The following is a 25,005-nucleotide window of genomic DNA, read 5'->3' as shown; positions in this document are numbered from 1 at the left end:
GTTAATTATATCACACGAACAGCAGATTACCTGGTGGTTTTGATGAGCTTTTTATGAACTCTTTATGAAAACAACCAATTTCTACCACCAAAAAACAAATAACCATGGAATTGCTCCATGGTTATCTTATTGTCCCCAATTTTTCGCAAACTATGAGCTACGAAACCACTGAGTCTTCATTTTTTCTTTATACAAGCTCTACTTGATTCATAACCGGCGTTACAACCTCAAGCTCGCCCAACCCGCGAATGATCTTCTTCGCGTAAACTTTCTCCGGCTTCAATACGGACACCAGGTAATCGATCGCCAATTGTGGATCAACCGTCTCCCCACAAGTATAGCAATCAATAGCAGCAAACCCTCTCTCAGGATACGTATGAATCGAGAGATGGCTCTCCGACAACAACACAAGTACCGTCGCACCTTGCGGTTCGAACTGTTTGGATTGCACGGACAATACCGTTGCTCCACAAGATTCAGCAGCTTCCACCAAATGAGCTTGCAATAGCTCTGCATTGTTCAGTACCTCAAAGTCGACTCCCCAAGTATCAACAGCAACGTGTCTTCCGAAAGTTGAATATTCCATCCTTCGGTTCCCCCTTCCTAGGAATAAAATGTTTGAAAAAATTTCATCCGCTAGGACCTACGTCATTCACTTCCCGAGGGAAAAATCTCTCGCAACATCTCCATGTCCTGAGTGAATCCTGGTTCCTATATTCTTTTCAACGAGATTAAAAATACCATCTATCCGTAACAAATGCAACACTTTTCGCAAAAAAAGTTAATTTATTTGCCCGAAAAAAAAACTACTCTAGCAATAGAGTAGTTTTCCTTACCACTTTATGTTATTTTCTCATCCATGGTGACAGTGGTCTAAAAATTATTATTATAGCTGTTTAGGCTTCCAGGACAAACAATCGACGGGTGTGTTTGCGAAGCTCTCCATCAATCCGTTGCAGAGCTGTAGAATCCTGTGCAACAAACCGCTGGTCGAGAAGTACATTCACCTCGCGATGAATCTGTTCAATCTCCCGCTCGACGTCATTGTTGCGGTATATGCGCTGAAGCTCGCCGACCGTATCCTTGTGCTCATATACCAACTTGTAGGAATCACGGGAATACTCCACTATTTTACGTACGCGGCCTTCTTGATAATAATACATCATCATGAATCCGTTATAAATGCGTGTAACCATACCTGAGCCTTTGAATGCAGCAAACAACAGTCGCATAACATTGGTTAAATGGGGTTTTTCCAAGCGGAAAGACAATTCACAGACGTAATATCCGTCCTTACGGTCAAAAGGCAGATGAACTTCTTCTCCGCTATCATCCTCCAGCACTACCTCTTGGCCGCCATTATCCAGGACCTTAACCCGCTGACGTACATGAGGATCATATACCTTGTGAATAAACTGGGACATCTGAACTTCCGACAAGCGTAAACTGGCATTAACATATTCTGTGGCTAACCGCTGAGCCATAAAAATCTCCTCAATTCTTTTAGCAATCCTTAATCATAATTATACACCACTCATTGAAGGTATTGCTCAGCGTCTGAAACGTGATTTCCTGCCATATTTCAGAAAAAAACGGATTAATCCGTTCTCAACCGCAAAAATCCCCCTGCATGCTCACTTTCCTGCTGCAACTTCTTCAAATCCCTTTATCATCTACCGATTTATTAATATAATCACTCTTGGACTTCCTTCTCGGCAGCTTGCTTCTCTTGAAGAATGTGGCGGCTGATATGGCTCCATAGTTCGTCCTTACCAATCCCCTCCTCCGAGGAGAACATCACGAATTGATCCCTCGCCCGAAGAACGAGTGACTCCTTAATAATTTTAATATGCTTCTGCCAGCGGGATCTTGGTATTTTATCTGCCTTCGTGCCAACAACGCACACCGGTAAATCGTAATGTTTTAGCCAATCGTACATCATCTCATCGTCTTTCGTTGGTGGATGCCTTAAATCGATGACAAGCAGGATCAGCTTCAATGCATCTCTCTCCAGCAAATACTTCTCAATCATCTGCCCCCATACCTGGCGCTGCGTTTTCGATACCTTCGCATAACCGTACCCGGGCAAATCGACGAAATACAATTGATCATTAATGCGGTAATAATTCAAATGCTGCGTCTTTCCTGGCGTAGAGCTTGTACGAGCCAGATTTTTACGGTTAATCATCCGGTTGATCAGCGATGATTTACCAACATTGGAGCGCCCAGCCAAAGCAATCTCTGGCAAGGCGTCTCCTGGATATTGATCAGGGCCTACAGCACTGATCACAAATTCTGCATTCGTTACTTTCATAAGTCGAATTCCTCTCTAATGGATCCCGGATTGATCTACAAGGGCGTGCTCCAGCACCTGATCCATATGGGACACAGGAACAAACACAACATCTTCCTTCACGCTCTCCGGAATATCGCGCAAATCGCGTTCGTTGTCTTTGGGAAGCAATATTTTCTTATATCCAGCTCGGTGAGCTGCCAGCGACTTCTCTTTCAAGCCGCCGATCGGTAGCACGCGGCCCCGTAGCGTGATTTCCCCGGTCATAGCGACATCTTTAGAGACGAAGCGGTTCGTTAACGCGGAAATCAGCGCTGTAGCTATCGTAATACCAGCTGAAGGGCCGTCTTTCGGTATAGCTCCTTCTGGAATATGAATGTGAATATCATTCTTCTCATGGAAATCAAGCGGAATATTCAACTCCGCAGCTCTTGATCTTGTATAGCTGAAAGCGGCTTGGGCAGACTCTTTCATTACATCACCAAGCTTTCCAGTCAAGGTCAGCTTCCCGGTTCCCGGTACGACCGTTACCTCGATGACAAGAGTTTCGCCGCCGACTTCCGTCCAGGCCAAACCTGTTACGGTTCCGATTTGATCCTCCAGATCCGCTACACCATACCTGTATTTCGGAACGCCAAGGTAATCCTTAATCTCATCTGGTTCAATGACGATGCTCTCCACGTTCTCCGACACGATTTTCTTGGCCGCTTTGCGGCACAGGGCTGCGACCTGCTGCTCCAAATTACGCACACCCGATTCCCGGGTATATTCCCGAATCGTACGCAGCAAACTTTCCTCACTAATTTCCAGCTGCTCCGGACTGAGTCCATGATCGCGCTTCTGCTTGGGTAGCAAATATCGCGAAGCGATCTGCAGCTTCTCTAGCTCGGTATATCCTGGAATATAGAGCATTTCCATCCGATCCAGCAGGGGTCTCGGGATGTTATGAACCGCATTCGCCGTTGTCACGAACATCACGTTCGACAAATCAAACGGCAATTCAATAAAGTGGTCGCTGAAGGTATTATTCTGTTCAGGATCAAGCACTTCAAGCAATGCTGAGGATGGATCTCCGCGAAAATCAGAGGCCATCTTATCGATCTCATCGAGCAGGAATACAGGATTCAGTGTACCTGCCGTCTTCATGCCCTGAATAACCCGACCTGGCATCGCTCCCACGTAAGTCCGGCGATGTCCACGTATTTCAGCTTCGTCTCTTACACCACCCAAAGATATGCGGACGAATTCCCGTCCAAGTGAACGGGCAATCGAGCGAGCTAGCGAGGTTTTTCCGACGCCTGGCGGTCCGACAAGGCAGAGTATCGGCCCTTTAAGCTTCTTCACCAGCTTCTGCACGGCCAAATACTCCAGCACGCGCTCCTTTGGCTTATCCAGACCGTAATGATCCTCATCGAGCACTTGCTCCGCTTTGATCAAATCCAGATCATCCTCAGTTCTTTCATTCCATGGCAAGCTCAGCAGCCAATCGACATAATTGCGAATGACACCGCCTTCCGCAGAACTAGCTGGCATTTTCTCCAATCGATCAATCTCTTTCTCAACCTTCTCACGAACGTGCTCTGGCGGATTCTTCTCCTCCAGTTGGGCACGCAGTTCCTCTACTTCACCAGCCCGGCCTTCCTTTTCACCGAGCTCCTTCTGGATCGCCTTCATCTGTTCACGCAAATAATATTCCTTCTGCGTCTTCTCCATTTGCTTCTTAACACGTTGGCTGATTTTGCGCTCCAACTCCAACACTTCACGTTCGTTATTTAAAATGTCCAGCAGCTTCTCCAGCCGCTTACTTACATCAATCGTCTCTAAAATTTCCTGTTTGTCCTTAATTTTAAGCGACAAGTGGCTCGTAATAACATCGGCCAGACGCCCAGCCTCTTCAATATCGGACACCGCAGCCAGCGTCTCCGGCGTGACCTTCTTGGACAAATTAATATAGTGCTCAAATTGAGTCAACACGGTACGCATAAGCGCATCTACTTCAGGATCAAGCCTCTCCTCTTCGGGACGTTCCTGTGCAAGCACCTCGTAGTGCTCATCATTATCCAAATATTCGATAATCTCGGCTCGCTCCACCCCTTCAACCAATACACGAATCGTTCCATTAGGGAGCTTTAGCATCTGCCGAACCTTCGCTACTGTACCAATACGAAAAATATCTTCCTGGGTAGGCTCTTCAATGTTCACTTCAGATTGAGAACAGAGGAGAATCAAATTGTCGTCTACCATCGCTTTTTCCAGCGCCTTTACAGATTTCTCCCGGCCTACATCCAAATGCAAAACCATACTCGGATAGACGAGAAGGCCGCGTAAGGGCAATAAAGGAAAACGACGGCTTTTAGATTTAGTGGATCCCATCGCTTTCGCACCTCCAAACGTTCTCGTTAGATATTAGTCCTATTTTAGCAAATGTTTCTTGAAAACACCAACGAAGAGCGACTGCCACATGCAGCCGCCCCTATAAATCACTCCGACTGAAAAGCTCATTATTAAGCCCGAGCAGCACACACACTTCGGTCTATATTTAAGCAAATTCCGATAAAGATACACTACGCCCCTATCCGGATTCCGATACGGATGCACAGACTAAAAATCTATCTAGACAGACTTCTAGGCAGACCTAGACTTCCTTTTCTTAGACTTCTGAGATAGCTGAGATACCTTAGATTCTAGAACCAATGTTAAATCGCGCCTCCTCGCGGAGATTCTGCGTGCAGAAACGGAGCCGGCGTCGGAACAAATGAATCTCCACCTAGCGACAGGTCAAAATTTTTCTCCGCTTCAGGCCCAAAAACATGGCGAAATGCCTCCGATATCGATTCTACGGGAATGACTCTCAGCCCCTGCAAGCCTTCAAATAGTGTCTGCCAGTTATCCTTAGGAATGAGCACCGTTGTCGCTCCAGCTTGGAAGGCGGCTTCGACCTTGGCAACCACTCCGCCAACCGGCTTCACTTTGCCGTGAATGCCTAACTCTCCGGTCATAGCGATCCGATTATCAACCGGTACTCGCTTAATCGCGGAAGCAATCGCTGTAGCTATAGCCATTCCAGCAGATGGACCGTCAATCGGCGTCCCTCCCGGGAAATTAATGTGAAGATTGTAGTTTGCCGGATGGAGTCCGACGCTTTTAAGCACGGTTAGCACATTCTCCACCGATCCTTTGGCCATGCTTTTGCGCCTGAGCGTCCGATTGCCTCCACCGATCTCTTCCTCATCGATCACCCCTGTAATGGTATAGACGCCCTTGCCTTTCTGGACGGGAACAGCCGTAGCTTCAATGTCTAGCAGTGTTCCCATGTTAGGCCCATACACAGCAAGCCCATTAACCACACCAATTTCTGATTGCTCATTGACCTTACGATCCGGGCGCGGTGAAAGCTGACTGCTCGTAGCCACCCATTCCAAATCGGAAGCGAGCAAATGATCACGCTGCTCGGTCAAGGCAAGCCCTGCCGCAAGCTGAACCATGTTCACTGCCTCCCGCCCATTGGTCGCAAATTTCTTAATAACTTCAATCGCCTCAGGACACGGCTGGAAGCCGATTCTTTTTACCGCATCCTCGGCAATTTGGGCGATCTCATCCGGCAGCAGCGGACGAAAGTAAATTTCCATGCAGCGGGAACGGAGTGCCGGGGGAATTTCATGGGAAGAACGAGTGGTCGCTCCGACCAAGCGGAAATCGGCAGGCAATCCGTTTTGGAATATATCATGGATATATGCAGGAGTTCCAGAATCCTCGGAATTATAGTAGGCACTTTCCAGATACACCTTGCGATCTTCAAGCACCTTTAGCATTTTATTCATTTGAATAGAATGAAGCTCCCCGATTTCATCAATAAACAAAATACCGCCATGCGCCTTGGTCACCGCCCCCGGCTTCGGCTGGGGAATTCCTGCAACCCCCATAGCACCTGCTCCTTGATAAATCGGATCGTGAACCGAACCAATAAGCGGATCAGCAATCCCTCTCTCATCAAACCTCGCAATTGTCGCATCCATTTCAATAAATTTGGCGTCTGCTTTAAACGGGGATATCGGATTTTTCTTCGCTTCTTCCATGACTACTCTAGCCGCAGCCGTCTTACCGACCCCCGGCGGGCCATAAATAATGACGTGCTGAGGATTAGCACTACATAATGCGGCCTTCAAAGCCCGAAGTCCATCCTTCTGGCCGACGATGTCATTCATTGTAGCCGGACGCGTACGTTCCGCCAGCGGCTTCGTTAATGAAACCGCCCGTAATTTGCGCAGTTTCTCCATTTCTTTGCGCGACTCTTTATCTACCGCGGTTCGATTCCCCCTCTGACTGCGAAGCTGATTCCAGAAATATAGACCAATCACCACGGCAAAAAACATTTGTACGGACATCAAAATTACATTTAGCTCCATTACACAGATCCTCCCACACATTTACTGATACATGGTAGTATTGCCCTATTCGTTCCTCATAAAACGCAGATAATAGCTAAATTGTAATGAATAAACGTCATTCAGCTTACTTTTCAAAAGAACTCGACCTCCATTCGTGAAGGTTCGTCAGGCTTCGGGATCTGAGCATTCCTTTGGGGATGGGCCGTCTCTATGGTTGGTATGGCAAAACCAAGGGACACCAAGGTGTCTAAATTAAACCTAAATGTATTCATACAGTAAATTCGCTGATTTTCACCATGTCAGAGGCAACTAACTGTAAACCTGGACTTCTGTCAAGAAAGTGGACACCTATTAAGTGAAAGTTTACGCCGTCTCCTTCTTGAATTGCGCAGCAAATTGAACCGGCGACACATAGCCGATTGAACTGTGGATTCGTTTGCGGTTGTAGAAAAATTCAATGTACCTGTAAATGGTCTCGTAAGCCTGTTGTTTGGTCTTGAACTTCGTTCTGTAGATGAGTTCTTTTTTCAAGATGCTGTGAAATGACTCGATACAAGCGTTATCGTAGCAATTCCCTTTACGACTCATGCTAACCTTCATGGAATACGATTCCAGCTTGTCACGGTACTCCTTCGATGCGTACTGTGAACCGCGATCGGAATGGTGAAGCAATCCCTTACCTGGTTTTTTCGCATCATATGCGGCCTCTAGAGCATCTAAGACAAGTTCTGTTGTCATCCGGCCGTAAAGACGCCAACCCACGATCTCGCGTGTGCACAGATCCATCAGACTAGCCAAGTACAGCCGTCCTTCTCGGCAGGGGATGTAGGTAATATCTGCAACCCACACTTTGTTCGGTTCAGATACGGCAAAGTTCTGGTTCAACTCATTGGGAGCAATGGGTGAGTCATGATTGGAATCGGTCGTCTGCACCTTAAATTTACGGGAGACACAAGAACGCAACCCCAGTTCTTTCATGTAGATGCTAACTGTGCGCTCCGCGACCTGGATACGCTCTTTCCACAGCATTCGGGTAATCTTAGGACTGCCGTAGCGTTCCCCGGAGTCATGAAAATGATACTTGACTCTCTCCAGAACCTTCGCCTTTCGAAGTTTCTGCTCGCTAGGCAATGCCTTTTGCCACTTGTAGAAGCCACTCCGAGACACTTGTAAAACCTTGCACATCTTCTCCACCGAAAACTCGGAGCGATGTTCTTCAATGAATTGGAACCTCAGTTCCTTTCTTTGCTGAAGATGTGCAGCGCCTTTTTTAATATAGCGAGTTCTTCCTGGAGATCTTGATTTTCCCGCTCCTTCTCTTGATTCTCCAGTTCCTTTTTACGCAGTTGTTGTTCGAGTTGACGCACTCTCTCCGGTGTGACTAAAGATTCCAGCTGGATTTCATCGCGGTAAAGTGCTTTCCAGTTGTGCAACACACCGGCAGATATACCGAGTTCTTCGGCCAACTGCGGCATGGACTTACTTTGCTCTAAAATATACTTCACTGTCTGCTTCTTAAACTCTTCACTGTAACTATTACGTTCCATCCGGACATCTCTCCCTTAAGGATTATTATCTAGGTTCACTTAAGGACTGTCCACTTTTTATTCTAGTTGCAACCCTACATTTACTTCTAGGCTATTACGGCTATTCGATCCAATTCAGGTAAACTAACTACATGATTTCCATTTAGCCCAAGTATTTTTTTGAAACAAAGCAATCCAACTGCATGAAATCAGACTGTTGAAAAAGCCCCTATCTAGATCACATTACCGCGTTAATTTGGTATAATATAGGTAATATATTGAAAGTGTGGTGTGCGAATTGCCTAACATTCAACAAGATAGAAATCAAATTGAATTGGTTAGTATAGATATGCTTGTACCAAAAGATCATTTACTACGAATCATTGATGAAAACGTAGATTTTTCATTTATTACGGAGATGACTCGCCCCTACTATCACGGCACATTAGGGAGGCCTCCAATTCACCCGATTCGCCTTTTCAAAATGATGCTGATTGGTTATTTGTATGGCATTCACTCCGAAAGGCAATTAGAGCAAGAAATTAAAACGGACGTAGCCTACCGCTGGTTCCTCGGTCTAGGCTTAACGGATCCTGTGCCGGATCACTCGACGATTAGTTACAACCGTAATGTGCGATTCAAAGGATCTACCATTTTTCAAGACATTTTTGACGAAGTAGTCCGTTTGGCCATCCGTCATAACATGGTAGGGGGACGTGTTCTCATTACTGATTCAACGCACATCCAAGCTAACGCGAATAAAAATCGTTCATCGATGCAAGTTGTGACGGAAACGCCCCTTGAATATTTAAAAGAATTGGAGACAGCTGTTAATCAAGAACGAGAGCGTCATGGAAAAAAGCCGCTGCCGCCCGTGAAAAACGAAACGATTGAAAAAAAACTGCGAGTGAGTAACACCGATCCAGAAAGTGGCTTTATGAAGCGTAAAGGCAAACCCGAAGGGTTTTATTATTTGGATCATCGTACAGTCGATCACAAATTCAATCTCATTACGGATGTCCATGTTACCCCTGGAAATGTGAATGACTCAACCGTTTATATAGAAAGACTTCAAAGACAGATCGATACATTTGACTTTCACAATACGTTAGAAGCTGTTGCTTTGGATTCAGGATATATGACGCCCTACATATGCAAAAAAACAAGCGAGATGGGTGTTTTCAGTGTCATCGCTACTCGTAATGCCCCTACAGCAGAGGGGACTATACCCAAAGAAGAGTTTTCCTATGACCCGCAACAAGACGCTTATATATGTCCCAATGGATCTAAGCTGACTTACCACACAACTAATCGCAATGGATACAAAGAATATATGTCCAACCCTGACTTATGTGGCCAATGCCCATTATTGGATAGCTGTACATCAAGCAAAAATCGTAAACGTAAAATTCAGCGGCATGTTTGGGAAGGGTTTAAAGAGCGAGTAGAAGCGAATTACCGTAGCTCTTCAGGACAGATCTTGTATAAGCTCCGTTGTAAAACAGTTGAGCGAAGCTTCGCGGATGCCAAAGTGCTCCATGGGCTTCGCATTTCCCGTTTGCGTGGCCGGGAAAAAGTGCAGGAACAAGCACTGATGACTGCCATAGTGCAGAACATTAAGAAAATAGCAAGGCACCTAGCCAAGCTTTTTTCTCGTACAAACGGGAACTCACCTTATATTTTAATCCTTTCGATTCTGGATTTCCGTGGAAAGTATGTTTTCTTGCATAGAAAATCAATTACTTCAACAGTCTGATGAAATACATTTAGTCTTTAAATTCATTATGAAACTAGACAACTAGATGGATGCCACACTCGCCAACGTATAGGGTACCGTATATAACAAGAACTATTTAGCCTCTTGTGCCTTAAAAACAAACTAAAGCATGCAAAAAAACAAGATATCCAATAACGTCCGCCCAGCAATCTAAATATAAAAAAAAACCGCAAACTGCACTATTTACAGTACGGTTTACGGTTTATTTAACGCTTTAGAGTTTACATTATGGTTTACGGCTTACATAACCACTTTACGGTGTACTGTACAGTTTACGGCTTACATAACGCTTTACGGTGTACAGTATGGTTTACGATTGTGCATAACCGCTTTATGGTGGGTATGTGTGTGTGTACACAATACGGTTTAATGTTGGCTTTAGGGTCAGTTAGTTTACAGGCCAGTTTTTGGTTTACTGATCGGTTTGGTTTACGGTGCACAGTATGGTTTACAGTGCGGTTAACGGTTTCGTTCATATCATTTCCACACTTGTCTTGCGCTCGTACTCATTCATATTTAATGGAACAGAACACAACGCAAGTACTTATTGCTTGTATTTGTGCACATTCAATGCCCATACTATGCCTTTGCGTTCGCTGCCCGGTGCTCTTTACGACCAGGAATTTCGCCTGTCGCTTCATAGACTTCCACGATGTGGTCGATTTCCTTCTTCAACTCCGAAACTAAGTCCGCTTCCGGTACTTTACGGATCATTTCTCCATATCGGAACAGAAGACCCTCACCACGCGCTCCGGCGATGCCGATGTCAGCTTCGCGCGCTTCGCCCGGCCCATTCACGGCGCAGCCGAGTACAGAAACCTTAATCGGCACTTTCAGATTGGCGATATAGTCTTCCACTTCATTCGCAATAGCAAACAGGTCGATATCCAGCCGTCCGCAGGTCGGGCAAGACACCAATGTCGCGGCGTTTGAAATTAAACCAAAAGTTTTGAGCAGCTCTCGAGCCACCTTCACTTCCTCAACAGGGTCGGCACTCAATGAAATACGAAGCGTAGAACCGATGCCCATGGATAGCAGCGCCCCAATGCCAGCTGCACTTTTGACGGTACCCGAGAATAACGTTCCTGCCTCGGTTATGCCGAGATGCAACGGATAAGGGATAACCTCCGCCGCTTTGGAATACGCAGCAATAGCCATAGGTACATCAGACGCCTTGAGCGACACGATGATATCGTGAAAATCAAGCTCTTCCAAAATTCCGATGTGGAACAACGCACTCTCTACCATTGCCTCCGGCGTAGGATAGCCATATTTTTCGAGCAAATGATTTTCAAGGGATCCTGCATTTACCCCGATACGAATCGGAATGCCCTTTTCCTTGCAGGCTTTTACGACAGCTTCAACCTTTTCTCTACGGCCGATATTCCCTGGATTAATCCGAACCTTATCAATACCGTTCTCAATGGCTAGTAGTGCTAGTTTGTAATTAAAATGAATATCTGCCACAAGCGGTATGTGAATCTGCTTCTTGATTTCCTTGATCGCCGCTGCAGCTTCTTCATTATTCACGGTCACGCGAACCAATTGGCAGCCCGCTTCCTCAAGCTGGTGGATTTCAGCCACTGTTGCGGCCACATCTGCTGTCTTGGTCGTACACATGCTCTGAATGATTACGTCGTTACTGCCGCCGATCGTTAGATTACCTACTTTGACCGGCCGGGTATCTTGTCTCAAGAATGTCATTTCATGTCTCTCCCATAACGTCAAAGCTCCACCCCTGCAAGCGAACACGTAACTTGACGCGCTTCTCGCAAAGGTGGAGGACTAGACATCTATTTTGTAGCGTAATCGCCAAGTAGGCTTACGCGCTCTCTTCTTGCTTCTTGTTCTTCTTCGGCTGGAGCTCAGGAACCATCTTATCCTGAACCACCTTCTCCGTAATGACGCAATCTGTAATATCCTCACGCGAAGGAACTTCATACATCAAATCGAGCATGATGCCTTCAATGATTGCCCGAAGTCCGCGGGCGCCTGTATTCCGTTTAATCGCCTCTTGAGCAATAGCTTCCAGCGCCTTCGTTTCAAAGGTCAAGTTCACATTGTCAAGCTCAAGCAGCTTCTGGTACTGCTTCACCAAAGCATTCTTCGGTTCGGACAAAATGCGCACCAATGTGTTCTCATCCAACGGCTCTAGGGTAGAAATAACCGGCAAGCGACCGACAAATTCAGGAATCAAGCCGAATTTAAGCAAGTCCTCCGGAAGAACCATGGAGAGATATTCGCCTGGCTTAAGATCCTTTTGACCTTCGCTCATCGCATTAAAACCAATAATCTTTTTACCAATCCGACGCTTTATCATTTGCTCCAGACCATCAAAGGCTCCGCCGCAAATAAACAAAATGTTTGTCGTATCGATTTGAATAAATTCCTGATGCGGATGTTTGCGTCCACCTTGCGGAGGAACAGATGCTACTGTGCCTTCCAATATTTTGAGGAGAGCCTGCTGCACTCCTTCACCAGATACGTCACGAGTAATGGACGGATTCTCGGATTTACGGGCCACTTTATCAATTTCATCGATATAAATGATGCCGCGTTCCGCCTTCTCCACGTCATAATCAGCTGCTTGGATCAATTTCAGCAAAATATTCTCCACATCTTCGCCAACATACCCGGCTTCCGTCAGAGAAGTCGCATCCGCAATTGCAAATGGCACGTTCAATATTCTCGCCATCGTCTGCGCCAGCAATGTCTTACCGGAGCCCGTAGGACCCAGCAGCAAAATATTGCTCTTCTGCAGTTCAACATCGTCGACCTTGCCTTGAATATTTACACGTTTGTAGTGGTTATACACCGCTACGGATAGTGATTTCTTTGCCTGCTCCTGGCCGATGACATATTGATCCAAAATGTCGCGAATTTCCTTCGGCTTAGGAATTTCCTTCAAATCTAACTCCTCTTCGTGACCAAGTTCCTCTTCTACAATCTCCGTGCATAGCTCGATGCACTCGTCACATATATAAACGCCCGGTCCGGCGACAAGCTTCCGAACCTGCTCCTGCGATTTGCCACAGAATGAGCATTTCAGCTGTCCTTTTTCATCGTTGAATTTAAACATGTAAACACCCCTTTATGGATTGATCGGCTTACTAATGACCTTGTCGATGATCCCGTAGGCCTTAGCCTCTTCCGCGCTCATAAAAAAGTCACGGTCTGTATCGCGTTCGATTTTTTCAAGGGGTTGACCCGTCCGATCTACGTAAATCTGATTCAGCTTCTCTCTCGTCTTGATAATCCACTCGGCATGAATTTTGATATCCGCAGCTTGACCGCGCACACCACCGAGCGGCTGGTGAATCATCACTTCACTGTTAGGAAGTGCAAACCGTTTCCCCGGCGCACCTGCTGTAAGCAGGAGCGAACCCATACTGGCAGCCATTCCTACGCAAATCGTAGAAACGTCTGGTTTGATTAATTGCATCGTATCATATATACCCATCCCGGCTGTAACCGAACCACCAGGTGAATTGATGTAAAGATGGATATCCTTGTCAGGATCCTCCGCTGCCAAGAACAACAACTGGGCTATTACGAGATTGGCAACATCATCGTCAATCGCGTTGCTGAGAAAAATAATGCGATCCTTGAGAAGTCTCGAGTAAATATCGTAAGAGCGTTCTCCCCGGTTTGTTTGTTCTACGACCATAGGTACCAGACTCATGCGACCAACCTCTTTTCCTTTTCAAATTCTTACGCTTACAGAAATATTCTATCACGTTCAAAGGCTCATGTCATTTTTCATTCGATACAGTGTATGATTTTCTGAACGTAATATATAACTCATGACTTACCCAGCCAAGTAATACCAATATATGTATTTTAAAAAGGTTAAAAATTAAGGCACGCATCTAATATACGTGCCTTAACGATTGTACATCCCGTCCTTGTTGCAAGCTTCAAAAGCTGCTTACGGTTTAATGCGAATCTTATTCTTCAGTTGCTTTTTCTGTAGCTTCTTCTTTAACTTCTTCCTTCTTCTCTGCAGGGACTTCTTTGCTGTTCTCCAGCAAGAACTCGATCGTCTTGCGGAGTGTCACATCCTCGTTCAAGCTACCAAGAGAGCCATTAGCCGCAAGAATGTTGCGGATTTCTTCAGGACTACGCTTGTAAGCTTCCGCCATATCGTTAAGCTCCTTGTTGATTTCTTCTTCGGTAGCCACGATATTCTCTTGCTTCGCGATTTGCTCCAGAACCAGGTTGTTGCGAACGCGTTTCTCTGCATCAGCTTTCATTTGCTCCTGCAGATCCTCGATACTTTGACCGGAGAAGCTCAGGAACATTTCCAGGTTCATGCCTTGAGAACGAAGACGGTTGTCAAAATCGCGCACCATGTTTTGAATTTCGCTTTGGATCATCGCTTCAGGAATTTCAACTTCAGCGTTTTCGCTTACTTTGTCAACAACGACTCCTTCACGCGCTGCTTTGCTGTCTTTCTCTTTGCGGGAAAGCAGCTCTTTCTTCAGATCCTCTTTGTACTCGTCAAGTGTATCGAACTCGCTGACATCTTTTGCGAACTCATCATCCAGCTCAGGCAGCTGTTTACGTTTGATTTCATGTACTTTCACTTTGAAGACAGCTTCTTTGTTAGCCAGCTCTTCAGCATGGTATGTCTCAGGGAAAGTTACAGTAACATCTTTGAAGTCGCCCGTTGCCAAGCCGACAACTTGCTCCTCAAAGCCCGGAATGAACGCGCCGCTGCCAAGTTCAAGCGAATAACGCTCTGCTTTGCCGCCTTCGAATGGAACACCGTCTACAGAACCATCGAAATCGATAACTACTGTGTCGCCATTTTGCGCCGCTTCTTCATCGATTACGATTAGTTCAGCATGACGCTGCTGCAAGCGTTCGAGCTCTTGAGTGATTTCTTCTTCAGTTACTTCCACAGGCTCTACAGGCACTTCGATGCCTTTGTAATCGCCCAAAGTAACTTCTGGTTTTACAGTAACTTTTGCTTTGAATTTGAAAGGTTGTCCCTTCGCAAATTGTTCAACGTCTACTTCAGGACGGTCAACAGGAAAAATGTCCGTTTGATCAACCGCTTCAGTGTACACTTCAGGAAGCAAAATATCGATGGCATCTTGATAAAGCGATTCAACGCCGAAACGCGCCTCGAAAATCGCCCGAGGTACTTTACCTTTACGGAATCCAGGTACGTTAGCTTTCTTTACCACTTTTTGAAACGCTTTATCTAGTGCAGCAGATACACGATCTGCTTCCACTTCAACCTCGAGAACGCCGAGGTTCTTCTCTATTTTTTCCCAAGTTGCTTTCATTTTATGCTTTCCCCTCCAAATTTCACATATTACTATACTTAATACTGAAACCGAATCGCGATAAAGCAGCTATCATGGTTCCAGTATAGCTGTCTCTATGTCCACGTTCAGAATAACCACTATATTATAAACAACAATACATGTTTTTACAAGAGCAGAAACGTGGAGTTTCTTAGAGCATAACAAGTATCGTTTCGCCCCATTAACCGCCAATGCCCGCTGTCACAAACTGCCTCATCGAGCGACAGGCCTGCTCAAATTTCAGTCGCAAATCATCCGTAATGCCATAAAGTGTTCTTATATCCTCATCGTTTCTTCCGCTGGGAATGCTCTCGGAAACCAATAAATGGAGAGCAGCCGACCATATATCGATGACCGCGTCCTCCTCGCTCAGAAGCATTTGGTAATCCTTCGTGCCATATATCGCCATAATAAATTGCATCCATAGCTCCTGGGCAAAATAAAACAGCGTCGGATCATGCACCTGCGTCTCATTTCCTACACGTTCCAACACTGCTTGAATCGGTGCAGGGAATTGATCCGGGTTTAATGGAACAGACTCAACATCAATTTCGACCGATTCACCGCCGCGCTTCAAGGTCAGTGTTCCCTGCTTCCCTCGTCTATGCAAAGTTTGAAGCACTCGATACTGCAACAGCGGATGCAGCTCTGTATTTTCAACCCATCGTATCAGCACCTCGTCCACCTCGGGCTTGTTAAGATACACAAGCTGCTCCAGGGCAAGAAAAGTATGTTCCGACAAAGGCCTCTCTGTAACGGCATACAGCAGCTTCTCGGTGTATAGATGGTCTTCAGCCAGCTTCGCTTCTGCATGCTGCCTTGCCATCTCTTCTTCGGCATAAGGATTCTCTTCGGACGCCTCCTCCTTCTCGAAGGTTGGAAAAGCACTGTTCAGCCAATCGAGCAGGGCCTGCCACTCATCGTACTGCCTGGGCTCTTGTCCCTGGCACTGCAATAAAAATTGTAAAAGCTCAACGGCCTCACGGTATCTTTCTGTTTCCAGCATCCGTGTTAGCTCAATTTGATAGTAATCTAATGTTTTGGGAAATAGAACGATGTTGTCCTTTCCATCGGGTCGAGAATTGCTGATATGCGCAGCCTCCTTTGTTCCGTATTTCAATTAATTGAGATTATAGCATAGACGTATTCGAGATAAAAATACTTGCCGTGTAGTCCGTGCTATTAATGTAAGTAATTTTTTTTGAAATTACCTATTGCTTCAAGTCGCTTCCTGTGATAAAATATTTTTTGCTTGCGTTTTTAATATTTTTTGTCCCAGTAGCTCAGCTGGATAGAGCAACGGCCTTCTAAGCCGTCGGTCAGGGGTTCGAATCCCTTCTGGGACGTATTAGTAACTCTCCAATAGGGAGAGTTTTTTTGCGTCCAGAGGGATGAGAACCCCTTGGGGGTTCGGCGAAGTGAGTCCGCTATGCATAGCGGCAGGACAAACGAAGTCTCGCGCATGGAGCGCGAGTATCCCTTCTGGGACGTATTAGTAACTCTCCAGTAGGGAGAGTTTTTTTGCGTCCAGAGGGATGAGAACCCCTTGGGGGTTCGGCGAAGTGAGTCCGCTATACATAGGCAGGACAAACGAAGTCTCGCGCATGGAGCGCGAGTATCCCTTCTGGGACGTATTAGTAACTCTCCAGTAGGGAGAGTTTTAAAAAAATATTTATCGACAACAATCGTCGACAGTCTCGCACAAAATTTGACACCAGACCGAAAGTGCTATGAAATTTTTCCCACTACCTCCGATATAAACTAATGATCAATTTCATTTTAAATTAGGAGGAATATGATGCGCTACAAGATCTATCCAACAGGCTTTGCCAATCAAACTCTAGAGGTTATTACTTCCGGATTTTTGGGAAAAGCCCGACTCTTTGTCAACAATCAAGAAATCGTCGCCAAAAAGAAACAACCGATAATGTTACGCCGGGATGACGGTCAAGAGGTGGAAGCCACTTGGAAAAGAGACTTCTTCGGAATAGACGTTCCTAATCTAGTCATTGATGGCTCGATCATCGAAGTAACCAAACCACTGCCTGTCATCGCTAAGTTATGGTGCTTTCTTCCCTTAGTATTGATCTTCATTGGTGGAGCAATAGGTGCTCTCATCGGCATACTTACGGCTGCAGGCAATGTCAGCGTATTTCGATTACCTACCAATATTGTAGTTCGAATCATGCTAACCCTACTCATTAACCTAGCTGGAACGGGACTTTTTCTATTTTTAGCAACCACCCTTAATGCTCTGCTTCGCTAAACAGAATGTGACCAAGATGATTAGTCAACCATTTTGACGGAGCGGATCTCTTATAGTTTTGTTTACATAATTACAAGCGAGTTTTTTTCGACAAAAACCTTCATTTTAAAGGTCGAAAGGCTCGCTTTTCATTTATTTTTCGATTAGGCATCTCAAGAAAAATGAAGTACAATATAGACGTCTGACTTTCATACCAGCTCTGCTCATGTTGAAACGAAATCTATCAACTTTAATTGATGAGGAGGTACGTATTACATGAGTTTTACGCTACAGCTTGGAGCTCAGGCTCCCGATTTTGAACTTAAGGCGACAGATGGAGCTTTGTATTCATTAGCTAGCTTCGCTTCCGCCGATTACTTAGTCGTGTTCTTCACTTGCAACCATTGTCCTTACGTGGTCGGTTCCGATGAAGTGACCCGCCATACTGCGGAGAAATTCAAGGATAAGGGCGTAGCCTTTGTCGGTATTAACGCAAACAGCGAAAACACGTATCCGGAAGATTCCTTTGAGCATATGATCATCAGAATGGAGGAACACCGTTTTCCTTGGGTATATCTTCGGGACATGGATCAAGACGTAGCCAGAGCTTATGGCGCGCTGCGGACTCCCCACTTCTTCGTGTTTGACCAGCAACGTCGTCTCGTTTATACAGGGCGTGGAGTGGACAACCCTCGCGAAACTGCAAAAATGACAACGAACGACCTTGAGCGGGCTCTAACTGAGCTAACCTCCGGTCAACCAGTTAGCGTGCCGCTAACGAATCCGATCGGATGCAATGTCAAATGGGAAGGACAGGATGCCCACTGGATGCCAGCGGAAGCCTGTGATTTGGTATAACAACAATGTCAGAGCTATATCATTTTGAGGTGCGCACTATTGACGGGGTAGCAACAACGCTTGAACAATACAAGGGTAAAGTACTGCTCATCGTAAATACAGCCAGCGCTTGTGGATTAACACCGCAATATAGAGGATTGCAACAACTATACGATACGTATGGCGATCAGGGATTGGTCGTCCTCGGCTTCCCCTGCAACCAATTTGCCGGGCAGGAGCCGGGCACAGAAAAGGAAATCAAGGAGTTCTGTGATTTGAACTTTCAAGTCACCTTTCCGCTCTTCGCCAAACTTGACGTAAAAGGCGACAACATCCACCCGTTGTACGATTATTTGGTCAACCATGTACCCGCACCTTACCGAACCGGAGACATTGAATGGAATTTCGTTAAATTCCTTATTGACCGAAACAGCAGCATAGTGAAACAGTATAGCGCACGGACAGCTCCATCGGCACTCGAGGGGGATATTCAGCAAGTGCTTTCAGCTTCTGAGTAACTGTAGCAACAACACGAGGTTGTTCAAATAAGTTGAATTCCTAATGAACAACCTCTATTTTTTATACGAAGTGAAGTATTATAATTTAAACCCCTTATTTATCAGCTCTTTAATCAGCTGCCATGAGGACGACCATGAAGCAGAGTCTGGTGAGTTGAGTTGATGAGTTAATTTGCCAACGGCTACTTCACCGATCGCTACTTGACCAAGGGCTACTCCACCCAGGGCAAACAGCCCAACTGATACGCCTCCCACTGCAGCCGTACCTGCCGCTACTCCACCTACTGCCAATAAAGCCGCAAGAGCAACACCGCCTAGGGAGCACAACCCAACCGACACTCCACCTAAACAGATCCCTCCTAGCGCCAGTCCACCCAAAGAGATACAACCGATGGATACATCGCCTATAGCAATGATTCCGCGGGCAACCCCAGGACGATTGCTATACCATTTGCGAGTCTTCACATGTACCCAAGGAACACCAAACAATGTAAACTTAGAGCGGTACTCAAAATAGGGGGATCCCTCATACATTACATTTGTGATATTTGTGAACTTAGGCACAACCCTGCCTATATTGAGATTCTCAGACTGTTGAAGTAATTGATTTTCTATGCAAGAAAACATACTTTCCACGGAAATCCAGAATCGAAAGGATTAAAATATAAGGTGAGTTCCCGTTTGTACGAGAAAAAAGCTTGGCTAGGTGCCTTGCTATTTTCTTAATGTTCTGCACTATGGCAGTCATCAGTGCTTGTTCCTGCACTTTTTCCCGGCCACGCAAACGGGAAATGCGAAGCCCATGGAGCACTTTGGCATCCGCGAAGCTTCGCTCAACTGTTTTACAACGGAGCTTATACAAGATCTGTCCTGAAGAGCTACGGTAATTCGCTTCTACTCGCTCTTTAAACCCTTCCCAAACATGCCGCTGAATTTTACGTTTACGATTTTTGCTTGATGTACAGCTATCCAATAATGGGCATTGGCCACATAAGTCAGGGTTGGACATATATTCTTTGTATCCATTGCGATTGGTTGTGTGGTAAGTCAGCTTAGATCCATTGGGACATATATAAGCGTCTTGTTGCGGGTCATAGGAAAACTCTTCTTTGGGTATAGTCCCCTCTGCTGTAGGGGCATTACGAGTAGCGATGACACTGAAAATACCCATCTCGCTTGTTTTTTTGCATATGTAGGGCGTCATATATCCTGAATCCAAAGCAACAGCTTCTAACGTATTGTGAAAGTCAAATGTATCGATCTGTCTTTGAAGTCTTTCTATATAAACGGTTGAGTCATTCACATTTCCAGGGGTAACATGGACATCCGTAATGAGATTGAATTTGTGATCGACTGTACGATGATCCAAATAATAAAACCCTTCGGGTTTGCCTTTACGCTTCATAAAGCCACTTTCTGGATCGGTGTTACTCACTCGCAGTTTTTTTTCAATCGTTTCGTTTTTCACGGGCGGCAGCGGCTTTTTTCCATGACGCTCTCGTTCTTGATTAACAGCTGTCTCCAATTCTTTTAAATATTCAAGGGGCGTTTCCGTCACAACTTGCATCGATGAACGATTTTTATTCGCGTTAGCTTGGATGTGCGTTGAATCAGTAATGAGAACACGTCCCCCTACCATGTTATGACGGATGGCCAAACGGACTACTTCGTCAAAAATGTCTTGAAAAATGGTAGATCCTTTGAATCGCACATTACGGTTGTAACTAATCGTCGAGTGATCCGGCACAGGATCCGTTAAGCCTAGACCAAGGAACCAGCGGTAGGCTACGTCCGTTTTAATTTCTTGCTCTAATTGCCTTTCGGAGTGAATGCCATACAAATAACCAATCAGCATCATTTTGAAAAGGCGAATCGGGTGAATTGGAGGCCTCCCTAATGTGCCGTGATAGTAGGGGCGAGTCATCTCCGTAATAAATGAAAAATCTACGTTTTCATCAATGATTCGTAGTAAATGATCTTTTGGTACAAGCATATCTATACTAACCAATTCAATTTGATTTCTATCTTGTTGAATGTTAGGCAACTCGCGCACCACACTTTCAATATATTACCTATATTATACCAAATTAATGCGGTAATGTGATCTAGATAGGGGCTTTTTCAACAGTCTGAGATTCTCCATATATTCTTTGGCCATTTCGGCAGGAGATCCAAGGCTAGCGATGACCTCATGCGATGACCTGTTGGACTCGTAGGCAATTCTCTCGCTCAGCGAGGCGATAAGATCCTCTCGAATTCTACGCTTTATCTGTCGATCCGCTCGAATATGAAGCAGCACTTCATTTACATACTCATCAATCTCGTTCACCGTCATCTACCTCCAACACCTGTTTAATGGAACCGAAGAACAGGGCTAACTCCTGCTTCATTTCTGCAAGCCTTCGCCCGCCAGAAGCTGTGATGCGGTAATATTTTCTCCTAACTCCGCGTTTGCCGTCATCACGTTCCCAATAGCTCTCAATATGACGAGAATCCTCCAGTCGATAGAGTACCGGGTACAGCGTGCCTTCCTTCACTTTAAAATATCCGTGGCTGCGTATATCCAGCTCTATAATTAACTGATAGCCGTATAAGTCCGATCGGCTCAACAAATACAATACAAGAATTTCTAGAACGCCCTTTTTCAGCTGGCTGGCCGTATCGCTCATCTCATCACCTTGCTACACATAATATTTAGCATTACTAAGTATATGAATACACAAAACAGCCGCCTCTGTCAATTAACTCCTTAACTCCTTTACTACTAACACCTCTTTCTTTAATATATTTAAGTAAACCGACCAAACCATATCATTTCCCTGAAATATCCGATATAATCGGAATATATTCCCTATTACGGAGGAAATAATAATGACAACACGAAGAGCGGATCCCTTCCGTTATTCTATGACCACACCCTTGCCCTGCTGGATAGAAATTAGGGAAATTAACGAGGTTACTGTGTATAGTAAATTAGCAGAAGTTGAGTTGCTTGACATTAGCAAATCGGGATGCCGAATCCAGACGAATCTTGATCTGCGCGCAGATACTAATCAGATTCAAGCTACGGTTCATGTTCGTTTGAATGAGGATCTACATAAGTTTCCCGGAAAAATTCAGTGGCAGAAAGAAAGCGAGAACTCCCTGTTCCATTACGGACTCTTACTCGATATGACTGATGAGATGAAAGAAAGCCTCAATGTCGAGCTACGGTCTCTAGCAGCATCTCGCCGGATCGTGGTACTGTAACACATACATAGTAAAAAAATAACCGCAACCGCAGATCTAAATCTCTGCGATTGCGGTTACTGTTATCTGTAGCCCTGTTACTTTATTGCAAATAGGTCTCCACGATACTCAACACCTCTTCCTTACTCATTTTCTTAGGAGCAGAGATGAAATGCTGAATATGATCTTCACTATCTGGAATACTTACAGAAAAACGCACGCTATGTTCAGCGTCGAAAGCCCTGTAGAGCACTTTATGATTGTTCAATACAATTTCCTCGGTGTTGCTATAGGCAGAGCTCTCATCACTTGGCCAAACGAAGGTTATTTTTTCACTTCCTCTCATCTGAGTTACACGAATGTCGCCGATTTCCCCTGAGTAAACCGTATGCAATGTCCAAGTATTCCCAGATATATCGAGTAATTTGAAAGCATACTGTTCTTCTGATTGCCGAGCTTCTGGCCCTAATTCTTGAATTAGAGCGAATTTTTGTTGATCACTCATATTATCGGCTGAGTAGCTAATAGCCCCATTAATAAAATGATATTTCCCCAGCAAAGTTTCAGGAACAGGAACATGGGAATCATTAATTGCTTTATAAAGGTCATTCGTATTTTTAAAGGAGATCCCTAGACCTGATCTTATATATAATTCACCTTCATCTCCTTCTCCAGCCATATAAAACGCCGCGACTTCCCCTGGTTGCAGCAGTTCATAAGCTAATCCATGAGCCTTCAAACTACGGAACTGCATTTCTTTCGTCCGATCTGCATATCTGGATTTATCAAATCTCTCCTCTTCGTATACAACCTCACCTTTAGAATTTGTTATTGTAAACTGTTGATAAGCTGCAATTGCAGATGTTGTAAGTAGGAGCGTCCCCAGCACTACAATTGTCCCCACTTTGAATTTACCCGATGGTCGAGTACGTTTATTCATATTGTAGCCCTCCAATTTATTTATTACGGATGCTGTGACATCAATTTCTGGAATCTCAATACTATGAAAAATCTTCTTGAGGTCTTGCTCGTCCTCGTGCTTCATCTTGATTCCCTCCTGTCGCTTGACTGTAGTACACTTTGAATTTGGATATGGTTCGTTGGAATTTTTTACGAAGACCACCGCTCTTTTTTTGCAAAATATGTGCAATTTCTGTATATTCCTTATCCTAGACGCACCTCAATATGAGTAAACTGCGCTCTTCAATTGTTAATCTGGACAGTGAAATTAATATTTCTTCGTTGTAATAATGATCATTAATCGTTTGATCCACATGTCGATTGTCTTTATCATTTTGGTATAAAAATGGTAAATATTTCGTTGATTTACGCTTTCTTAAAGCATCTATACATGTATTGGACGCAATAGTGTATAACCAGACCTCAAAGGATTTATCCGGCTGATATTTCTCCAAATTTTTATAAGCCTTGATAAAAGTATCCTGTGCTGCATCCTCCGCCTCTGCATAATGACCCAGCATATGATAACAGTAGCTGAAAATTTTACGCTGATACTTGTTCATGATTTGCTCAAATTGTGTCAGATCCCCTTGGATAACTTTAAAAATAACATGCTGTATATCGGGGTCCATTTTATACCTCCTCCCACCTCTAGCTAAAAATATATATAAAGTTGTAATAGTTCTTCAGGCGCCTATTGAACCCTTTATATTGATTACTACGGATACGGCCCCTTAAAATGTGACAACAAGCTTGAATCGTTCTTGGTTTATGGTAAAATTATTGATTCAATACAACGAGGATAGGTGAACATGATGGACATTCTGAACAGATATATTAAGGCAATTAATACACATAACTTTGAAGAAGTCAGACTGGTTTTGCATCCTGATGCTACCTTCTTCTTCTCGGATCAAAGCTGTACAACCGCTGAGCAAATTCAAACTTACTTTGAACATGTCTGGACTGTCGTCAAAGAAGAGCATTACGCCGCTCAGGATGTAGTTTGGCTACATAAGGGAGACTCATCGGCCACATGCAATTACACCTATTTTTATGAGGGCTATATTAACGGAACCTATGTAAGTGGACAGGGGAGAGCCACGAATGTATTCGTCAAGGAGCAAGAGCGATGGCTTCTAATTCACGAGCACCTTAGCCCGTTGCCTAAAAATCCTTCCCAACAATAAAGAAGAACCCACAGCAGCTAGCAGCAGGTAGGAATAGCTCTATTCTTTGATAATTGAACCTTTGTTGTCTTTTCAACTGCGATGTCCAATACCATTCTAACTGCGACATGCGCTGTACATCCTGAAGGGCGCATGTTCAAGCAACTCCCATACAGGAATCTACATTGTATGCAAGCCTAGCATCCCGCAAAATATACAAACTGACATGCAAACAAAGCAAACACGATGTACCCAGCTTTTTGCGTGCAGGGAGCACACCGTGCGCACATGCGCATTTTTAAATGAAGTTGTAGCTACACTACTTTTAAGTATGCGCTGCGTGCACAACAAAAAAGCCACCTAATACAAAGCGACTTGGAAAGACACAAAATGAAGTCCCAGGAGGGAGTCTCGCGCTTGGAGCACGAGTATCCCTTCTGGGACGTATTAGTACTCTCCATCGGGAGAGTTTTTAAAATATTTATCGACAACAATCAAGAAGTCACAGCTAAGAAGAAGCAACCCATGATATTGCGTCGGGATGACGGGCAAATGGTAATACTAATCTTCATAGGCGGAGCAATCGGTGCTCTCAGCGGCATACTAACGACTGCGGCCAATGTGAGCGTATTTCGTTTATCTGCCCATATTGTGGTTCGAATTATTCTAACCCTATTAATTAATTTAGCTGGAACAGGGCTTCTACTATTTCTAGCAAGCACCCTCAATGTTCTGCTTCGATGAACAAA

At 44.8% G+C, this 25,005-nt stretch carries 21 protein-coding genes, 1 tRNA gene and 3 pseudogenes; 8 read left to right on the top strand and 17 right to left on the bottom strand.

The features are described from left to right. Positions 1–187 precede the first annotated feature (187 nt). The 6 genes and pseudogenes from speD to EIM92_RS10085 all read right to left on the bottom strand — a co-directional run bounded on the left by speD (position 188) and on the right by EIM92_RS10085 (position 8,228). A complete protein-coding gene (speD, locus tag EIM92_RS10110; protein ID WP_125082536.1) occupies positions 188–586 on the bottom strand; it encodes an adenosylmethionine decarboxylase in 399 nt (132 codons plus the stop codon). Between the two features lie 310 nt (positions 587–896). Next, the gene (locus EIM92_RS10105; protein WP_125082535.1) at positions 897–1,484 is read right to left on the bottom strand and encodes a non-ribosomal peptide synthetase module; all 588 of its coding nucleotides are present in this window, start codon (positions 1,482–1,484) and stop codon (positions 897–899) included. A 209-nt stretch (positions 1,485–1,693) separates the two neighbouring features. After that, positions 1,694–2,314, bottom strand: coding sequence for a ribosome biogenesis GTP-binding protein YihA/YsxC (gene yihA, locus EIM92_RS10100; RefSeq protein ID WP_125082534.1), 621 nt, complete (start codon positions 2,312–2,314; stop codon positions 1,694–1,696). A gap of 15 nt (positions 2,315–2,329) precedes the next feature. Then, positions 2,330–4,666 (bottom strand): endopeptidase La, encoded by a 2,337-nt coding sequence (gene lon / locus EIM92_RS10095; protein ID WP_125082533.1) that lies wholly within the window; start codon positions 4,664–4,666, stop codon positions 2,330–2,332. A 323-nt stretch (positions 4,667–4,989) separates the two neighbouring features. Continuing rightward, the gene (gene lonB / locus EIM92_RS10090) at positions 4,990–6,699 is read right to left on the bottom strand and encodes an ATP-dependent protease LonB (RefSeq protein WP_125082532.1); all 1,710 of its coding nucleotides are present in this window, start codon (positions 6,697–6,699) and stop codon (positions 4,990–4,992) included. Between the two features lie 345 nt (positions 6,700–7,044). Further along, positions 7,045–8,228 (bottom strand): annotated as a pseudogene (locus tag EIM92_RS10085) (IS3 family transposase). A 268-nt stretch (positions 8,229–8,496) separates the two neighbouring features. Between EIM92_RS10085 and EIM92_RS10080 the strand changes: the two are divergent. Next, positions 8,497–9,852: pseudogene (locus tag EIM92_RS10080) on the top strand (IS1182 family transposase); the annotation flags it as partial. 711 nt (positions 9,853–10,563) lie between these two features. On the opposite strand, the gene ispG reads toward EIM92_RS10080, so the two are convergent. The 5 genes from ispG to EIM92_RS10055 all read right to left on the bottom strand — a co-directional run bounded on the left by ispG (position 10,564) and on the right by EIM92_RS10055 (position 16,305). After that, entirely contained in the window at positions 10,564–11,688 is a 1,125-nt protein-coding gene (ispG, locus tag EIM92_RS10075; protein ID WP_125082531.1) for a flavodoxin-dependent (E)-4-hydroxy-3-methylbut-2-enyl-diphosphate synthase, read from the bottom strand. A gap of 118 nt (positions 11,689–11,806) precedes the next feature. Next, the gene (gene clpX, locus EIM92_RS10070; protein ID WP_125082530.1) at positions 11,807–13,063 is read right to left on the bottom strand and encodes an ATP-dependent protease ATP-binding subunit ClpX; all 1,257 of its coding nucleotides are present in this window, start codon (positions 13,061–13,063) and stop codon (positions 11,807–11,809) included. A 12-nt stretch (positions 13,064–13,075) separates the two neighbouring features. Further along, entirely contained in the window at positions 13,076–13,666 is a 591-nt protein-coding gene (clpP, locus tag EIM92_RS10065; protein ID WP_125082529.1) for an ATP-dependent Clp endopeptidase proteolytic subunit ClpP, read from the bottom strand. Between the two features lie 265 nt (positions 13,667–13,931). Continuing rightward, positions 13,932–15,278: a trigger factor gene (gene tig, locus EIM92_RS10060; protein WP_125082528.1), complete on the bottom strand. Its 1,347-nt coding sequence runs from the start codon at positions 15,276–15,278 to the stop codon at positions 13,932–13,934. 202 nt (positions 15,279–15,480) lie between these two features. Beyond that, positions 15,481–16,305 (bottom strand): hypothetical protein, encoded by an 825-nt coding sequence (locus tag EIM92_RS10055; protein WP_246021287.1) that lies wholly within the window; start codon positions 16,303–16,305, stop codon positions 15,481–15,483. Positions 16,306–16,571: 266 nt separating this feature from the next. Here EIM92_RS10055 and EIM92_RS10050 point away from each other — a divergent pair. The 4 genes from EIM92_RS10050 to EIM92_RS10035 all read left to right on the top strand — a co-directional run bounded on the left by EIM92_RS10050 (position 16,572) and on the right by EIM92_RS10035 (position 18,899). Next, positions 16,572–16,645: transfer RNA gene (locus EIM92_RS10050), tRNA-Arg, on the top strand. Between the two features lie 449 nt (positions 16,646–17,094). Further along, positions 17,095–17,565: a hypothetical protein gene (locus EIM92_RS10045; protein WP_125082527.1), complete on the top strand. Its 471-nt coding sequence runs from the start codon at positions 17,095–17,097 to the stop codon at positions 17,563–17,565. Positions 17,566–17,820: 255 nt separating this feature from the next. Further along, positions 17,821–18,402 carry a thioredoxin family protein gene (locus EIM92_RS10040; RefSeq protein WP_125082526.1) on the top strand — a complete coding sequence of 194 codons (582 nt, stop codon included), beginning with the start codon at positions 17,821–17,823 and terminating at the stop codon, positions 18,400–18,402. Positions 18,403–18,407: 5 nt separating this feature from the next. Further along, entirely contained in the window at positions 18,408–18,899 is a 492-nt protein-coding gene (locus EIM92_RS10035) for a glutathione peroxidase (RefSeq protein ID WP_125082525.1), read from the top strand. A gap of 78 nt (positions 18,900–18,977) precedes the next feature. Here the strand turns inward: EIM92_RS10035 and EIM92_RS10030 are convergent, their stop codons facing one another. The 4 genes and pseudogenes from EIM92_RS10030 to EIM92_RS10015 form a co-directional block, all read right to left on the bottom strand. After that, positions 18,978–19,364, bottom strand: a complete 387-nt coding sequence (locus tag EIM92_RS10030) for a hypothetical protein (protein ID WP_164515066.1) — start codon at positions 19,362–19,364, stop codon at positions 18,978–18,980. A gap of 232 nt (positions 19,365–19,596) precedes the next feature. Then, a pseudogene (locus tag EIM92_RS10025) lies at positions 19,597–20,952 on the bottom strand (IS1182 family transposase); the annotation flags it as partial. A gap of 24 nt (positions 20,953–20,976) precedes the next feature. Next, positions 20,977–21,228 (bottom strand): DUF1700 domain-containing protein, encoded by a 252-nt coding sequence (locus tag EIM92_RS10020; RefSeq protein ID WP_125082523.1) that lies wholly within the window; start codon positions 21,226–21,228, stop codon positions 20,977–20,979. Further along, the gene (locus EIM92_RS10015; RefSeq protein ID WP_125082522.1) at positions 21,215–21,568 is read right to left on the bottom strand and encodes a PadR family transcriptional regulator; all 354 of its coding nucleotides are present in this window, start codon (positions 21,566–21,568) and stop codon (positions 21,215–21,217) included. The genes EIM92_RS10020 and EIM92_RS10015 overlap by 14 nt, the downstream gene beginning before the upstream one ends. A gap of 202 nt (positions 21,569–21,770) precedes the next feature. Between EIM92_RS10015 and EIM92_RS10010 the strand changes: the two genes are divergently transcribed. Further along, complete coding sequence (locus EIM92_RS10010) at positions 21,771–22,148, top strand: PilZ domain-containing protein (RefSeq protein WP_125082521.1); 378 nt, start codon at positions 21,771–21,773, stop codon at positions 22,146–22,148. Between the two features lie 82 nt (positions 22,149–22,230). Here the strand turns inward: EIM92_RS10010 and EIM92_RS10005 are convergent, their stop codons facing one another. Both EIM92_RS10005 and EIM92_RS10000 read right to left on the bottom strand, forming a co-directional pair. Then, positions 22,231–23,172 (bottom strand): hypothetical protein, encoded by a 942-nt coding sequence (locus EIM92_RS10005; protein ID WP_125082520.1) that lies wholly within the window; start codon positions 23,170–23,172, stop codon positions 22,231–22,233. 124 nt (positions 23,173–23,296) lie between these two features. Further along, positions 23,297–23,719, bottom strand: a complete 423-nt coding sequence (locus EIM92_RS10000; RefSeq protein WP_246021286.1) for an RNA polymerase sigma factor — start codon at positions 23,717–23,719, stop codon at positions 23,297–23,299. A 183-nt stretch (positions 23,720–23,902) separates the two neighbouring features. Between EIM92_RS10000 and EIM92_RS09995 the strand changes: the two genes are divergently transcribed. After that, complete coding sequence (locus EIM92_RS09995; RefSeq protein ID WP_125085109.1) at positions 23,903–24,277, top strand: YybH family protein; 375 nt, start codon at positions 23,903–23,905, stop codon at positions 24,275–24,277. Between the two features lie 396 nt (positions 24,278–24,673). Further along, positions 24,674–25,000 (top strand): hypothetical protein, encoded by a 327-nt coding sequence (locus tag EIM92_RS09990; protein ID WP_125082519.1) that lies wholly within the window; start codon positions 24,674–24,676, stop codon positions 24,998–25,000. Positions 25,001–25,005: the final 5 nt, after the last annotated feature.

Origin of the sequence: Paenibacillus lentus, from assembly GCF_003931855.1 — a bacterium.
GTDB lineage: Bacteria > Bacillota > Bacilli > Paenibacillales > Paenibacillaceae > Fontibacillus > Fontibacillus lentus.
Note: the sequence above shows the minus strand (reverse complement) of the source record. Positions and strands in the feature narration are given on the sequence as shown.